The 15,348-nt window shown below is 37.3% G+C and carries 14 protein-coding genes; 12 read left to right on the top strand and 2 right to left on the bottom strand.

The features are described from left to right. Positions 1–41: 41 nt before the first annotated feature. Positions 42–1,229 (bottom strand): FtsW/RodA/SpoVE family cell cycle protein, encoded by a 1,188-nt coding sequence (locus tag AB9L17_RS22740; protein ID WP_223553951.1) that lies wholly within the window; start codon positions 1,227–1,229, stop codon positions 42–44. 486 nt (positions 1,230–1,715) lie between these two features. On the opposite strand from AB9L17_RS22740, the gene AB9L17_RS22735 reads away from it, so the two are divergent. The 7 genes from AB9L17_RS22735 (at position 1,716) to AB9L17_RS22705 (ending at position 10,083) form a co-directional block, all read left to right on the top strand. Beyond that, positions 1,716–2,468 carry a hypothetical protein gene (locus AB9L17_RS22735; protein ID WP_068986747.1) on the top strand — a complete coding sequence of 251 codons (753 nt, stop codon included), beginning with the start codon at positions 1,716–1,718 and terminating at the stop codon, positions 2,466–2,468. Positions 2,469–2,683: 215 nt separating this feature from the next. Further along, positions 2,684–3,763 (top strand): D-alanine--D-alanine ligase, encoded by a 1,080-nt coding sequence (locus AB9L17_RS22730; protein WP_068986748.1) that lies wholly within the window; start codon positions 2,684–2,686, stop codon positions 3,761–3,763. An 11-nt stretch (positions 3,764–3,774) separates the two neighbouring features. After that, positions 3,775–5,142, top strand: coding sequence for a UDP-N-acetylmuramoyl-tripeptide--D-alanyl-D-alanine ligase (locus AB9L17_RS22725; protein WP_375199822.1), 1,368 nt, complete (start codon positions 3,775–3,777; stop codon positions 5,140–5,142). A 115-nt stretch (positions 5,143–5,257) separates the two neighbouring features. Continuing rightward, a complete protein-coding gene (locus tag AB9L17_RS22720; protein WP_068986750.1) occupies positions 5,258–5,956 on the top strand; it encodes an alpha/beta hydrolase in 699 nt (232 codons plus the stop codon). Between the two features lie 345 nt (positions 5,957–6,301). Beyond that, positions 6,302–7,825 (top strand): DEAD/DEAH box helicase, encoded by a 1,524-nt coding sequence (locus AB9L17_RS22715; RefSeq protein ID WP_068986751.1) that lies wholly within the window; start codon positions 6,302–6,304, stop codon positions 7,823–7,825. A gap of 313 nt (positions 7,826–8,138) precedes the next feature. Next, positions 8,139–8,618, top strand: a complete 480-nt coding sequence (locus AB9L17_RS22710) for a PH domain-containing protein (RefSeq protein WP_068986752.1) — start codon at positions 8,139–8,141, stop codon at positions 8,616–8,618. After that, positions 8,611–10,083 (top strand): PH domain-containing protein, encoded by a 1,473-nt coding sequence (locus tag AB9L17_RS22705; RefSeq protein WP_375199821.1) that lies wholly within the window; start codon positions 8,611–8,613, stop codon positions 10,081–10,083. The genes AB9L17_RS22710 and AB9L17_RS22705 overlap by 8 nt, the downstream gene beginning before the upstream one ends. Before the next feature lie 385 nt (positions 10,084–10,468). Here AB9L17_RS22705 and AB9L17_RS22700 read toward each other — a convergent pair whose 3' ends face one another. Beyond that, the gene (locus AB9L17_RS22700; RefSeq protein ID WP_223553946.1) at positions 10,469–11,089 is read right to left on the bottom strand and encodes a rhomboid family intramembrane serine protease; all 621 of its coding nucleotides are present in this window, start codon (positions 11,087–11,089) and stop codon (positions 10,469–10,471) included. 64 nt (positions 11,090–11,153) lie between these two features. Between AB9L17_RS22700 and acpS the strand changes: the two genes are divergently transcribed. The 5 genes from acpS (at position 11,154) to AB9L17_RS22675 (ending at position 15,221) form a co-directional block, all read left to right on the top strand. Beyond that, the gene (acpS, locus tag AB9L17_RS22695; RefSeq protein ID WP_068986755.1) at positions 11,154–11,507 is read left to right on the top strand and encodes a holo-ACP synthase; all 354 of its coding nucleotides are present in this window, start codon (positions 11,154–11,156) and stop codon (positions 11,505–11,507) included. A gap of 283 nt (positions 11,508–11,790) precedes the next feature. After that, positions 11,791–12,903, top strand: coding sequence for a LolA family protein (locus AB9L17_RS22690; protein ID WP_375199820.1), 1,113 nt, complete (start codon positions 11,791–11,793; stop codon positions 12,901–12,903). A gap of 218 nt (positions 12,904–13,121) precedes the next feature. Next, positions 13,122–14,243, top strand: coding sequence for an alanine racemase (gene alr, locus AB9L17_RS22685; protein WP_223553942.1), 1,122 nt, complete (start codon positions 13,122–13,124; stop codon positions 14,241–14,243). A 335-nt stretch (positions 14,244–14,578) separates the two neighbouring features. Beyond that, a complete protein-coding gene (locus AB9L17_RS22680; RefSeq protein ID WP_068986764.1) occupies positions 14,579–14,866 on the top strand; it encodes a hypothetical protein in 288 nt (95 codons plus the stop codon). 4 nt (positions 14,867–14,870) lie between these two features. Continuing rightward, positions 14,871–15,221 (top strand): type II toxin-antitoxin system PemK/MazF family toxin, encoded by a 351-nt coding sequence (locus AB9L17_RS22675; RefSeq protein ID WP_008177055.1) that lies wholly within the window; start codon positions 14,871–14,873, stop codon positions 15,219–15,221. Positions 15,222–15,348: the final 127 nt, after the last annotated feature.

Here is a 15,348-nt window from a genome sequence, read left to right as displayed (position 1 = left end):
CTACCCATTTTCTATATCTATCATTCTACTTTAGGGACTATTTAATCATCATCATCGTGAGTGGTAAACATGTAGGTACGATAGTGGTAGCGCATGCTAAAAACAAGCCCTATGGCAAGTGCATTCCCCATTAATGAACTTCCTCCATAACTAATAAACGGTAGAGGAATACCTGTAATAGGTAATAATTGAATAGTCATGCCGATATTTTCGAATACATGGAATGTAATCATGGCAATAATACCAGCACATACATATGTTGAGAATGGATCTTTCAATAATAGTGTAGTTTTTGTTAAATGATAGATTAATAAAAAGAACATACAAATAACGAAACTAGCACCAACAAAACCCCATTCTTCTCCAATAACTGTGAAAATAAAATCGGTATGACCTTCGGCAACGTAAACTTCACGACCTTTGAAACCCTTCCCGAAAATCTCACCTGAACCAATGGCATTTAGGGAAGTAATTAAATGGTATCCCTCACTAGAAGAATATGAATAGGGATCTAACCAAGAATAGATTCGAGCAAACTGATACGGTTTCAAGCCGAATGCTTGTTCTAAAAAATCCTGCATATAGAGTGCCATCCATAAAAAAGTACCACCTACTGCAGCTCCACCTACAAAAATCGGTAAAATGATTTTCCATGATACCCCTGCTACAATAATGAGAGCAGCCGTAATGGCAAAGAATACAAGTGCTGAACCAAGGTCAGGTTGCTCCAAAATAAGAGCTAAAGGTACTGCCAGTGTGAGCGCCATTTTACCTAGCAATAAAAAGTCCGTTTTTATTGATTTAAAAGGATGGACTTCGTGGTGCTTACTAATAAGTCGAGCAAGTGCTAAAATGTAAAAGGTTTTCATAAACTCAGAAGGCTGTATATTTCCAAGTGGTGTATGATACCAGCTTTTAGCACCATTAATTTTTTCACCGATTTGTCCTGTTCCTTCTGGCATGAAGATAAGTAGTACTAATAAGGCGATGCCAAAACCGTACATATACCATGACATCTTTTTATATTGGTCAGGCTCGAAAAACATAACAATACTAATAATAACCGCGCCAATGACGTACCATTGTAATTGTTTAGGGACAAAGTTTGTGCCATATTGACCTGATGTTTGCGCCGATGCAATGGCTAACAAACTTATGACTAAGAAGGTAAGAAGTATAAAAGCGAGCGTCCAGTCAAAACGACTCGCAAAATTTCGTTTATTTTCCATACAAGCCACCTATATTAAAATAGTATTTCTGCACAAGTAAATTTAATATAAATTATTTCCGATTCAATTTTTAGTTTAACTTCTTTCAGCAGATAATTTTGTACCGAAAGCGTAGCGACAGGTACAGATAATTTTGTACCGAAAGTGCAACGTCAGTTACAGAAGTCTCCCATCTCTATATGTGGGCATCTGCCGTAGATATGAGGCAAATATCAATTCCAAAGTTAGCGTGCCAACGAGAAGCTCGGTGCTTGCTTTCAAAGGGCTTGAAATTCACTTAGGTATTTGTAAAAAATGAATAGAATTATATTCTTTTAAATTTGCTCATTTAGAGTAGTTAACAACATATGTGCTTTCACATGTTTAACATTCATATTATAACGCAAAAAACACTTTTACGCCTGTGTATATTGTTGTGACGACAATTAGCAGAAAATGTTTCAAAAAAATCAAATTTAGTCTTATAATGTAGTGAAGAATGGGGTGATGGTTGTGGCTAAAAAATTGAAGTCAGCTGAAGATTTTATGTATCATATTTATGTTCATATGAATGATGTCGATAAATTTGTCATTTTTAGCGGGCTTAAATTCTCGCAATTTGTGGCTGCGCTTGAACCACTGCATCACTTACTGTTGTTAAAACATTCCTATGAAGATGGTTCCTTTAATATGCATACACAGTTTGATTATATACCAGATGAGGAAGTACATCGGTTTGTAAAAAAAGCTGCTGAATCAAAAGAATTGTGTTGGGTAGACTTCATGGATGAGAAGAGGCTAGACCAACTAACGCCGATGGAACAAGGAGAATTGCTTTACATAAGTCATAAAAAGGAATCGATTACTTCACCGTTTTTTAACAAATTACAAAATCGATTTGTTTACTATTCTTCAGACTTAGAGAAGATGACTAAAATTTATTTTCGTCATTTAAGTGATTCTGATTTACTTGTTGCCAATGTTTTTAACAGTTTAATTCGTGAGAAGGAACGTAGTACTGGTTTTTGGCGTCGGAAAGTAAAATCAAGTATTCCTTCTATTTCACCTGAATTTTTGCGTGCTTATCGTTCTTTTGCTAAAGATGGGGCGCTGTTATCATTATATCGAATCGAAAAGCCTAAAGTAGCTTATGGTATCGAAATTCGTAACCTGTCAGAATATACCTTCCCTGATGAAGTATGGGATGATTTAAATACAATTTTGAAAAATGAGCACGATGAATTGATTTATATTATTTAACTTCTTTCAGCAGGTGTCCAAAAACCTGCTGAAAGAAGTTAAAGTTCGGACGCAATTATGCCGAGGCATAATTGATTCGTTCATTCTCATTTTGTACGTAGAATGAATATACACTCAAATCTCACCGTCAAAATTACGGTGAGATTTTTATGTCATTAGTCAAGACGTTTCATGATAAACTAATAGTACTCAAGAAGTATGTGGAGGGCACAAAAATGAAAAAAAGAATCGGTCTATTATACGGCGGAAAGTCAGCAGAGCATGAGGTGTCATTGTCGACGGCACGTGCAGTCACTGGAGCTTTGAATTTCGAGGAGTATGAAGTATATCCGATTTTCATTACACTTGAAGGGGAATGGCGCCGTGGTGAGCGTCTAACAAAACCAGCAAGTACAATTGAAGAATTACAATTTGGTAATGATGCAACTGTTTTGGAAAATAATATAACAGATTTTTTAATCGATAATAATGGTAAAGCTATACAATTTGATGTAATTTTCCCATTACTTCATGGTACAAATGGGGAAGACGGAACAGTTCAAGGTTTACTAGAGGTTCTAAATTTGCCGTATGTAGGAAATGGTGTGTTAGCATCATCAGCTGGCATGGATAAAGTAATTATGAAGCAATTATTTGAAATTGCTGGTTTACCACAAGTGCCGTATACGTACTTCATTCGTAGCGACTGGGCTAATGAACAGGAAGCGATCATTGCTCGCTGTGAAGAAAAATTGGATTGGCCGATGTTTGTGAAACCTGCAAACTTGGGATCGAGTGTCGGAATTAGTAAGGCAACAAATCGCGATGAATTAGTGAAGGCTATCGAAATAGCCTTACAGTATGATCGTAAAATTGTAGTTGAGCAAGGTATTGTAGCTCGAGAAATTGAACTAGCTGTGCTAGGGAATGACTTCCCGGAAGTTTCTGTACCCGGTGAAATTAAACCAGTAACTGAGTTTTATGATTATGATTCGAAATATAAAGATGGCTCAACAGCTCTTATTATTCCTGCAGAGCTTCCTGAGAATGGAGTATCAAGTTTACAGGAGCTAGCAAAGCGTGCGTTTAAAGCTATTGATGGAAGCGGTTTAGTTCGTGCGGACTTTTTTGTGACGGCAGATAATAGCATTTTTATTAATGAAGTGAATACAATGCCAGGTTTTACACCTGTTAGTATGTATCCGCTTCTTTGGCAACATACAAATGTAAGCTATCCAGAGCTTATTAATCGTCTGATTACTTTAGCAATTGAGCGTTTTGAAGAAAAACAACAGCTTCACTATAAAAAAGACTGAGTGGGATTATTTTGAAAAAAACATTGAAGCAGTTAGCTGCATGGTTAAATGATGAAGTACCAGCTTTTGGCGATACAGTAGTATCAGGAATTTCTATTGATACACGAACAATTCAACAAGGGGATCTTTTCGTACCATTTCGTGGGGAGAAGGTCAATGGACATAAATTTGTTCTGCAAGCTTTTGAAAAAGGGGCAGGAGCTTCTCTTTGGCAGAAAGATGAACCAAATCCACCACAAGGTGTACCATTGCTTTTTGTAGACGACTCAGAGCTTGCGTTACAGCAAATGGCAAGTGCCTATCGTAATGAGCACAAGGCTAAATTTATTGGGATTACTGGTTCAAATGGTAAGACATCCACGAAAGATATTTTAGCAGGAACGCTTGCACCATTCTTTAAAGTACAGAAGACAATTGGGAATTTTAATAATCAATTAGGCTTGCCGATTACGATTTTACAGCTAGATGAAGATACGGATGTTGCCGTGCTTGAAATGGGTATGAGTGGTTTTGGTGAAATTGAATTTTTAACGAAACTTGCTCGTCCACATATGACAGTGATTACTAACATTGGCGAAGCTCATATGCAAGATTTAGGCTCACGTGCGGGAATTGCTAAAGCGAAATTTGAAATCATTCAAGGGATGCAATCAGATGGAATGCTATTTTATGATGGTGATGAACCATTGCTTCAGGAGCTTGTTACGCAAGAGCAACAGTTAAATGCAATGGCATTTGGCTTAGAGCACGGTAATCTATTGTATGCTGACAATATTGAGGCTACTGCTGATGGTAGTAGCTTCACTACACATGGTGTGATTGAAGGGGATTTCTTTATTTCAGTTCTCGGGAAGCATCAAGTGAAAAATACGTTAGTTGCTATGTTAATTTCTCAAAAGCTAGGTTTAAATGATGACCAAATTCGTGCATCCTTAAAACAAGTGGCCCTTACAGACATGCGCATGCAACAAGTACAGGGAACAAATGGCGCATTATTTATTAATGATGCATACAATGCAGCTCCAACTTCTGTCAAAGCAGCTATTCAATTTATAGCGTCGACAACGATTCGCCCAGAAAAATGGCTTGTGTTAGGTGACATGCTTGAACTGGGACCAAACGAAAAGAGCTTCCATAAAGACTTATCGGAGGATATCCATGCTGAAGAAATTACTTATGTATGCTTATTTGGTCCACGCATGACTTATTTAAATGAAGTATTAAAAGAACGTTTTGATGCGGATCATTTGTTATATGTAGAGGATGATTATACGCCAATTATCGAAAAAATACAGCAAGCTAACGAGGAGTCCATCATCTTACTAAAAGGCTCTCGCGGTATGAAATTAGAAACGATTTTACATGCATTTACTGAATAAGATGAAACTTTTATCAGAGGGGATGAAGACCCTCTCTGATTATAAGAAATCGGTGGGACACTCTCTCACCGATTTCTTCATATTATCTTAAGTTTATATTTAGAGGTGAAAGCAATTGTCAGTAGGTGTGTTATGTATACATGGATTTTCCGGAGGACCTTATGAAGTAGAACCTTTTACTACCTATTTACGTGCGCATACAAATTGGCTAATTGAACAGCCTACTTTATCAGGGCACGGAGAAGAGTTGCATATGCGTGGATTCACCGCTAAGCATTGGCTGATGGACGCCGAGTTGGCTTTTCGTGCTCTTGCCAAAAAGGTAGATGAAGTAATAGTGGTTGGGTTTTCAATGGGAGGCATTATAGCGTTGTACTTAGCCAAGCGTTATAAAGTTAAAAAGCTCGTGTTATTAAGTGCTGCTGCCAAATATGTGAGTCCTAGGCAACTGGTCAAAGATTTTAAAATGCTTGCTACAGAGGCATACAATCGTAATCTGTCTAATAATGAGCTGTTTTTGCGCTACCGTCATAAGTTTAACAATGTACCTTTAGCGTCAACAATAGAATTCATGAGGCTTGTCCGAATGGTAGAGCCATATTATAAAGATATCCAAATTCCGGTGTATATTGTACAGGGAAAATTAGATGGTATAGTTCCCTATCATACTGCTCAATTTCTATATAATACATTAACCTCGAATGATAAAACTTTGTATTTTTCTGATAAAGGGAAGCATCATATATGTTATGATGAAGGTTGCTCTGAATGGTTTCCGCAGGTTTTATTGTTTTTAAAGGGCTCCGCAAAGTAGTCAGATTATTACGACTCATGCGTTATCGTTGCATACGGTTTAAAGCCATGTTAGACTAGTGTAAGCAATGGATACATTTTGTGCGAAGACTCTTCATACTTGTTTGAAGAGTACTTTTTTTTGAACACAACGGTTTTATTCTAAAGTGAAAAATTACGACAGAATCGAACCGCTCGGTAAAGACCGGGCTTTCCTTTTCATATAAGAGAGCTCTATGTGACTTCATGTAGAGAAAATTTTTAAGTAACGGAAACGTTCCACAACACAGGCTCGAATTTGCCGACAACTTCATCTGAAAATGTAACCATTTGTCAACTTAAAAGCAAAAAAAGGAGATTGAGAAGTTTGACAAATTTTTCAGAATTAAATATTAGCGAATCTACATTACGCTCAGTAAAGCGTATGGGATTTGAAGAAGCAACACCAATCCAAGAAGGTACTATCCGTTTTGCCATTGAAGGTCGCGATGTATTAGGCCAAGCGCAAACAGGTACTGGTAAAACTGCCGCTTTCGGTATTCCACTTATTGAAAAAATCGATCCAAAAAACCCTAATATCCAAGCACTAGTAATTGCTCCAACTCGTGAATTAGCGATTCAAGTTTCAGAAGAGCTTTATAAAATTGGTTATGACAAACGTGTGAAATTATTATCAGTTTACGGAGGTCAAGAAATCGGCCGTCAAATTCGTGCACTGAAAAATAAACCACAAATTATTGTTGGTACTCCAGGACGTATCATCGATCATATTAACCGTCGTACGTTAAAATTAGAAGATGTTCAAACATTGGTGCTTGATGAAGCAGATGAAATGTTAAACATGGGCTTTATCGATGATATTAATTCAATCTTAGAAAATGTCCCAGCTGAACGTCAAACATTATTGTTCTCAGCAACAATGCCTCCTGCAATTCGTAAAATTGCTGAAACATTTATGCGTGATCCAGAAATCGTAAAAATTAAAGCTAAAGAATTAACAGTTGATAACATTGATCAATATTTTGTGAAGTCTGCTGAACGTGAAAAGTTCGACATTTTATCTCGTTTATTAAACGTTCACCAACCAGAGCTTGCAATCATCTTTGGACGTACAAAACGCCGCGTAGATGAGCTTGCACAAGCGTTATCAATCCGTGGTTACCTTGCTGAAGGGATTCATGGTGATTTAAGCCAAGCGAAACGTATTTCCGTATTACGTCAATTTAAAGAAAATAAAATTGATATTCTTGTGGCAACAGATGTAGCTGCTCGTGGTCTTGATATTTCTGGTGTAACACATGTTTATAACTTCGATATTCCTCAAGATCCTGAGTCTTATGTTCACCGTATTGGTCGTACGGGTCGTGCAGGTAAATCAGGTCTTGCGGTAACATTTGTAACACCACGCGAAATGGGTTACTTACGTATTGTAGAAGAAACGACGAAAAAACGTATGACACCACTTCGTCCACCAACAACTGACGAAGCATTAGTGGGTCAACAACGCCTAGCTCTAGAGACACTAGAAGGTCTTATTGCGAACAACAACTTAGGTGATTATCGTACACTTGCGACAGAACTACTTGAAAACCATGATGCAATCGATGTTGTAGCTGCTGCACTTCGTTCATTAACAAAAGAGCCAGATGACTCGCCAGTAACAATTACTGAAGAACGACCATTACCAATGCGTCGTGAGCGTTCTGGTAACCGTGGCGGAGGAGATCGTGGACGCGGCGGTAATCGTAACTTTAACGGACGTCGTGATGGCGGACGTGGCGGAGATCGTCGTGGTGGAAGTGGAAATCGTCGTGATGGCGGACGCCGTGACGGAGGTCGCCGTGAAGGTGGACAAGGTCGTTCACGCGCACCAAGACGCCACGAAGATTAAAATGACCTTTATTAGAATGATTAAACCTTACAGTCGAAGGACTGTAAGGTTTTTTTTATCATAGTTGTTGTAGTATACATAAAATGTGGAATGTGGAGGAATAATCTACACCGACACAGATAAAAAGCGAGAGATTTTCTTACCTGATAGGATCTTTGGAAAACAGAGAAAGGAAAAGCCCACCAAAACAGTTGAGGATGCTACGAATTGTGCCCCATCCCAACATTTGCTGTAAAACCATTTTTTTGCATATTTTCGAAACAAAATGATTACTAATTTCGTATACAAAGTTATAGAAAGAGAGGGAACAACTTTGAGAGCAGAACCAATTCATAAAATTTCTCGAAAAGGGTTAACCGTGTGGCGTTTATATGGAGTATTGCAAACGTTACTGCTATTAGTCATAGCCGTGTTAGTATGCTACGGTACCTATTATTTTGGATGGCCATCATTTATTTATTTCATTGCAGTTGCTGTCGTCATACTAAGTGCTGTCCTATCTGCTTATCTATTTCCAAAGATCAGATGGGAACGATGGCGCTATGAGGTACGTGAAAATGAGATTGAGGTGCAACATGGTCTATTTGTTGTTAAACGTACACTCATTCCGATGGTGCGCGTACAACATGTTGATACGACACAAGGGCCGATATTAAAAAGATATGGTTTGGGTAATATTTCAATATCGACTGCGGCAACTGTACATACAATCCCAGCGCTTGTCATGGAAGAGGCTGATGGGCTTCGTGCACGTATTTCGGAATTAGCAAGGGTGGCGGAAGATGATGTCTAAGGAAATAAATCGTTTACACCCAGTATCAGCTATTATTACAAGTGCGAAAGCATTGAAAAGCATGATTATACCTGTTGCTATTATTATTGTAACGAATGGTTTTAATTTTTCTTTTAATTTTCATAGTGAACATTTCTTTCAGACGGTTTTATTGTTCGGTGTATGGGGAGTAGCTGCTTTACTTTCACTTGTTAGTGGTATTGTTAAATGGCGTACATTTGTTTATTGGTTTGAAGATGGAGAGTTACGTGTAAAATACGGTTTGTTTGTTAAAAAGAAACGTTACATCCCGTTTGAACGTATTCAAAGTTTAAATTACAATGAGGGTATTTTACATCGCTTATTAGGCTTAGTAAAGGTACAGGTTGAAACTGCAGGAAGTAAGGATGGGAAACCTGAGGTAGAGTTAACAGCAATACGTAAGGCAGCAGCAGATGTCATAGAGTTGGAAATGCATCGTGCAAAAAATCAAGTAATTGAACAAACAGCTGATGAGCGATTACTTCCAATAGAAGAGGAAGTATCGATTCCGACGATTTATCATATGTCTATACGTGATTTACTTGTATTGGCAACAACTTCTGGTGGTATTGGGGTCGTGTTGTCGGGACTTGCAGCAGCCGTCTCTCAGTTTTCAGATATAATCCCATATGAAACGGTCTTTCACGAGCTAGCTGACTTCGTGAAAATTGGTGTATTTTTAATTGCGCTAATAGTGATGCTTATCCTCATTGTGGCATGGGGAGTGTCGGTAGTCATTACGCTGATCAATTATTATGATTATACAGTCCGAATTGAAGATGAAAAGCTTATTATTACAAAAGGGCTGCTTGAGAAAAAGCGAATTACATTGCCTTTAAATCGAATTCAGGCCATTCGAATTGTAGAGAATCCATTGCGACAATGGTTTGGCTTTGCAACTGTAGTTGTTGAAAGTGCTGGAGGAAACGGTGAAGATGGGAAAGATAAAAAAATTACGCTATTCCCGCTTATTCAGAAAAGGGATTGTTTGCAAACGTTAGAACAGCTCTTCCCAGAGATGAATTGGCGTCCAGAGTTTATTCGTACACCAAAGCGAGCTCGTTCATTTTTTTACCGAATTGATTTTATTTGGCTCATACCTATAATTGGAGCTTGTAGTTATTTCATATATCCGTATGGGTTGCTTTCATTGCTGTTAATTCCAATAATGATTTTACTTGGTATTTGGCAACATAAAACGGCTGGTTATAAGATCGATAGAAAGCAATTAACTATGCAATATCGTGTGTTCAGTCGCATAACAATTTTCATGGAGAAAAAACGTATACAATCTATTGAAAGTACACAAACATATTTCCAAAGAAGAAAAAATGTTATGTCTATAAAAGCAACGGTAATGTCAGGAATGACTGGTATGACAGGGAATGTACCGAGCTTAGAGCAGCAAGATGCTGAATCAATATTATATTGGTATGAACATTAAATTTACTATCTGGCTAACCCTTACAATTTATATGAGGATTAGCTTTTTTTATCTGTAAATTTAGGGAAAAACTGTATATAATAGAGTAGTGAAATAAACAGAATATGCGGAATTTTGTTTAAATATAGTTCATCCAAAAAAGCGCATTTAAATTGCTGGATGTAAGTGATGTAGATAGATTGAGGGAGACATTGCGAGAATGACTAGCCTTTGTAGATCATGGTAGAGGACTCAAAGTGATTCGTAAGCTGAATGGAACAATAATAAAGAAAGCGAAAGAAAATATGAAATTGAAGAAGATGAGGATGACGCTCTAGCATAAAGCAGAAGAGGAGTATTCTCCAGTGATAGCTTATCACCGTAAGAAAACTCCTCTTCAAGATTGTTATTTACCTGCCATCTTTTGTTTGCGCCAGCTTAAAATTCTTTTTGGGTGTAAGTAAATGAGTCCAAGAAGGAATCCTGTTACTAACCCACCTAAGTGAGCATAGACATTTACATCTGGTTGTAAAAAAGTCATAATAACACTGATAATAATGATTGGTAAAATAAGTTTGCGAAGCATAGGCATTGTGCGGCGTGTATAATATACAAGTGCCCCGAATGCCCCGAATATTCCAAATATAGCTCCGCTTGCGCCGAGACTTCCATAACTACTTTCATGAAGTAGATAGGTTGCCATGTTTCCTACAATCCCAGATAATAAATAAATCGTAATAAAGCGAGCCTTACCAGCGATTTTTTCAAGTTCTGGTCCAAATAAAAACAGTGAAAACATATTAAAGAACACGTGAGAAAAGTTAGCATGTAAAAACATTGCAGAAAAAATACGCCACCATTCACCGTTTTCAACACGGAAGTTCACTTGGATTCCGTAATTCATTACGAGTGTTCCTATGCCAGGTAAAATAGTTATTACATAAAGAACTAAATTAATCGCTATTAATGTTGAAACAACAGGGTAATACTTCGTGTATTGCTTAAAATTTTCTGTTCTACTAAACATGACTCCACCTCAATTTACAATTATTATACATGGCTTTCGGGAAATAGGAAAAGGAGAAGTTCATATGATTAAAGGAATTGGTCTCGACATTGTAGAGATCGACCGTATTGTTAAAGCAATGATGAGAACAAATAAATTTAAAGATCGCATTTTATCTGAAAAGGAAAAAGTTTTGTTTGATACACATTCAGAAACTCGTAGAATAGAATTTTTAGCTGGACGATTTGCTGCAAAAGAAGCATTTTCAAAAGCATTAGGAACAGGTATCGGTGAAGAATGTAAGCTTCATGATATTGAAATTTTAAGAGGGGAAGCTGGCAACCCAGTTTTATATTTTAAAGGAGAACTTGTAAATGGTTTTGTCAGTATTACCCATACTAAGGAATACGCAGCAGCACAAGTAATTTTATTGCAATAAATAATGATAAACACAGCTTTCGCCATATCATCACCAAAACACTAAAAGTTGTGGATGACATTTGTTAAGACACATGCCATTTATATAAGTTGATTGAAGTGAAGACTGGACGCCTACAGGAAAACGCCCAGAGAACGGTAATCAACCACACGAGTTATGATGATGAGCAATTGAAAAGTAAATAAACTTCTGATAAATATATTACCTTTTCTTCATAAGACATAACTGACAAATACGGTTCATATATTGTCGTAGTGGATTTGAAAGAAGAAAGGGTGAAAGCGTGGGCAACCGTATAGTTAAATGGCTCGTCTTACTTTGTACGATATTACTTTTATCGGCATGTGGTGCAACCTCACAGGAAAAAGTGTTGAAGAAAGTAAATGGAAAATGGGCAGAGACAAATGGTTATGAGTTGAACGCTACGATGGAGATTAAATCTGGTGGGGAGCCGAGAAAATATGATGTAACAGTTTGGCATACGAAACCTGATTTCTATCGAGTAGAAGTAGTAGAAAGTGGGAAAGATGTTTCACAAATGATTGTGCGAAATGCAGATGGAGTTTTTGTAGTCACACCTACTTTAAACAAAATGTATAAATTCCAAAGTGATTGGCCAAAGAAAAATAGTCAGGCTTATTTAATAGGGGCACTAGCAGAAGATTTAGCTGAAGATAAAAATTTAGTCATGAAAGAGGAAGAGAAAGCATATATATTTGAAGCGGCTACTAGAAATAGCTATAAAAATAGTATGCCTCATCAAGTTATAACAGTTGATAAGAAAACAATGCTACCAACTTCCGTAGTAATTATGAATGATGTAAAAGAAGAGCAAATTCGTATCTCATTTAAAAATATAAAATTAGGTGTCCAACACGCAGCCAAAGAGTATGCGGTTGAGCAATTTACGGAAAAAGATGAAACAAAAGGTGAACAAGCTGCACCACCAGTAAAAGATAGCAAAGACAGCAAAGAGAACAAAGAGAGCACAGACAACAACGAAGGTAAAGATGAAAAAGATGAAAAAGAAGGAAAAGAAGCAGTAGGTGCTGAAGTCGAATATAAAGAGTTCCAAACACATTACCCTGTTGTGAATTGGGCGAAGATGGTGGAGGAGCAAGTTATTCAAGATGGTGGAATGGAACGTGTCATCTTAACATTCGAAGGTGAAAAGGCATTCACGGTAATGCAACAACCAGCTATGAAAGGAAATGCTATGTTACCGGTATCAACTCCTGGCGATCCAGTTGATTTAGGCTTTACGATTGGGGCTATTACAGATACATCTATTAGCTGGGAAAAAGATGGCGTCGCATTCTTTGTAGCGTCAAGTAAATTGACTCGTGAAGAAATGGTAGAAGTTGCAGCTTCTATGACGATAAGTAGTATGAAGTAATGCTTCAAGCTACAGCTTTCTGCAGGAAGAAAGCTGTAGCTTGCTAAGTAAATAGTGTAGTTTTGATGAATAGTAACTGTTTAGAAAATGTTAAGCCATATATTATACGATAGAGGTTATGTAGAAAAAAGTCTAATATAGAATAACTTGGGTACAATAGATAAAAAGAAATTAAAGCAATACATAATGTTTTAATAAAAAATAAAGAGGGTATTCTAATGAAGATACAGCAGTATTTTAGACCAACCAAAGCAATTGTAGACTTACACGCAATCCAACAAAACGTGAAAAATTTAAAAAAGCTACTTCAACCTAATGTTCAAATTATTGCTGTAGTAAAGGCAAATGCATACGGTCATGGAGATGTAGCAGTTGCAAAAGCAGCACTTGAGGCCGGCGCAACAATGCTTGCTGTTGCAACACCTGACGAAGCATTACATATCCGAGCACATTTAGAAGAACCAGACATACTTATATTGGGTGCCTCACCTGTTTCGTTTGTACCATATGCTGCAAAGCAGCGCATAATTCTTACGGCATTTGCAAATGAATGGGTACAACAAGCTGCTCCGCTCATAGCTAATGAAGAAAATCCTTTACGACTACATATAAAAGTAGATAGCGGAATGGGTAGAATTGGCGTTCGTTCCGAGCATGAATTATTGGATCTTTATCGAACAATACAAAATACGGTGAATGCTGAAGTTGATGGGATATTTACACACTTTGCGACAGCAGATGAAGAGGATAAATCATATTTCGATAGCCAGGCACATTTTTTTGAGAAATGTGTAACTGTATTGCCTGAAAAGCCTAGACTTGTTCATGCATCAAACACGGCTACATCCTTAGTGAAAAATGCGCATTTACAATTTGACGCTGTTAGATATGGTATTTCAATGTATGGATTAGCACCATCTCCTTATGTAGAAGGTGTTTTACCATTTCCGTTACAGCCGGCGTTTTCACTCGAGAGTGAGCTAGTACATGTGAAACATTTACTAGCAGGTGAATCAGTTGGCTACGGAGCTGCATTTGTAGCCCCTTCTGATATGTGGATAGGAACAATACCAGTAGGCTATGCTGATGGAGTAATTCGCAAACTAGGTGGACAAGAAGTATTAATTGATGGACAAAGAATGCCGATTGTTGGACGAATTTGTATGGACCAATGTATGGTTGCCTTGCCGAAAGCATATGCTATAGGTGAGAAAGTAACACTCATTGGTCGTCAAGGACAGGATGTTATTTCAATGAATGAATGGGCAAGAAAGCTTGAAACCATTAATTATGAAGTACCATGCATTATTACAGCAAGAGTTCCTAGATTATACATTTGACTTTAGCCTCACCTGAGAAGAAGTTTCTTCTCCATAGAGGAAAAGAATTTGTATAGGTGTTCTTAAGTAATGTCAATGTTCTACTTTAAACAAATGAATACTATACAAATGCTTTAAAAAAACTTGGTAAATGAACTACTACTGGAGAAAATGTTAATACTAAAAAGCTGAGCAATTCACAATTGGTGATATATTGCAAGGTGGATGTATCGGCATATACCTTCGACAACCAACATATTATTACAACTTGGACTTTAAATTGTAAGATATTGTGTCATTTCGTGTCTTTTCAACAATATCTTTCAATGGTAGAATGGGTAGTAATGAAAAAGTGGATGGTTCCGTTGGAGGTGCTTGCTGTGTACGAAAAAAGGTTAAGAGAAGCTACAATTGCTGTTCAAGACAGACTATTTCTACAAACAAAGGAAGTAATTGAAAGTGAATCTTTGGCGCGTATTTTGTCGCGCAAAGTTTTAATGCAGGAGCAACCAAATCAAATACGGGAAGCTATGATGAAAGGATATGTTGAAATGTCTCATATTAATCTGAAGATTGCAAGTGAATGCTTGCATGCAGAATATGAAGCACAACATACGGTGGAGCGTCTCGTTAGCGGGGGATGACACTTTGAATGTAAAACGTGGTGACGTTTTTTTTGCAGATTTATCGCCGGTAGTTGGGTCCGAGCAAGGGGGAACTAGACCGGTGCTAATTATTCAAAATGATATTGGCAATCGATTTAGTCCGACTGTCATCATCGCAGCTATTACTGCACAGATTCAAAAAGCAAAGTTACCGACGCACGTTGAAATCAATGCTGAAAAGTATGGTTTTGAACGTGATTCGGTTATTCTGCTTGAGCAAGTGCGAACGATTGATAAGTCAAGATTGACTGATCGTATTACGCAACTTGATCACGCTGTGATGGAGAAAGTTGATGGTGCATTGATGATTAGTTTAGGGCTTGTTAAATTTTGATATACATATGTGTATAGAGGTATCGGGATGATTTTTCATCTCGATGCTTTTTTTGTTGCTTAAATAGTTTTTTACCATAAATTGAATTTACTTTTCAAAAATGGTATTAATAGATTAAAGATGAAGC

Origin of the sequence: Lysinibacillus sp. RS11, from assembly GCF_042019215.1 — a bacterium.
GTDB lineage: Bacteria > Bacillota > Bacilli > Bacillales_A > Planococcaceae > Lysinibacillus > Lysinibacillus xylanilyticus_A.
The sequence above is the reverse complement of the archived record's forward strand: the minus strand, read 5'-3'. Positions and strand labels throughout refer to the sequence as shown.

Bases quoted from the DNA above. Each gene is read 5' to 3' on its own strand.
- alr (WP_223553942.1), top strand. From the start codon at position 13,122: ATGAAGATACAGCAGTATTTTAGACCAACCAAAGCAATTGTAGACTTA.
- acpS (WP_068986755.1), top strand. From the start codon at position 11,154: ATGATTAAAGGAATTGGTCTCGACATTGTAGAGATCGACCGTATTGTT.
- AB9L17_RS22740 (WP_223553951.1), bottom strand. From the start codon at position 1,229: ATGGAAAATAAACGAAATTTTGCGAGTCGTTTTGACTGGACGCTCGCT.
- AB9L17_RS22700 (WP_223553946.1), bottom strand. From the start codon at position 11,089: ATGTTTAGTAGAACAGAAAATTTTAAGCAATACACGAAGTATTACCCT.
- AB9L17_RS22735 (WP_068986747.1), top strand. From the start codon at position 1,716: ATGGTTGTGGCTAAAAAATTGAAGTCAGCTGAAGATTTTATGTATCAT.
- AB9L17_RS22705 (WP_375199821.1), top strand. From the start codon at position 8,611: ATGTCTAAGGAAATAAATCGTTTACACCCAGTATCAGCTATTATTACA.
- AB9L17_RS22680 (WP_068986764.1), top strand. From the start codon at position 14,579: ATGGTTCCGTTGGAGGTGCTTGCTGTGTACGAAAAAAGGTTAAGAGAA.
- AB9L17_RS22730 (WP_068986748.1), top strand. From the start codon at position 2,684: ATGAAAAAAAGAATCGGTCTATTATACGGCGGAAAGTCAGCAGAGCAT.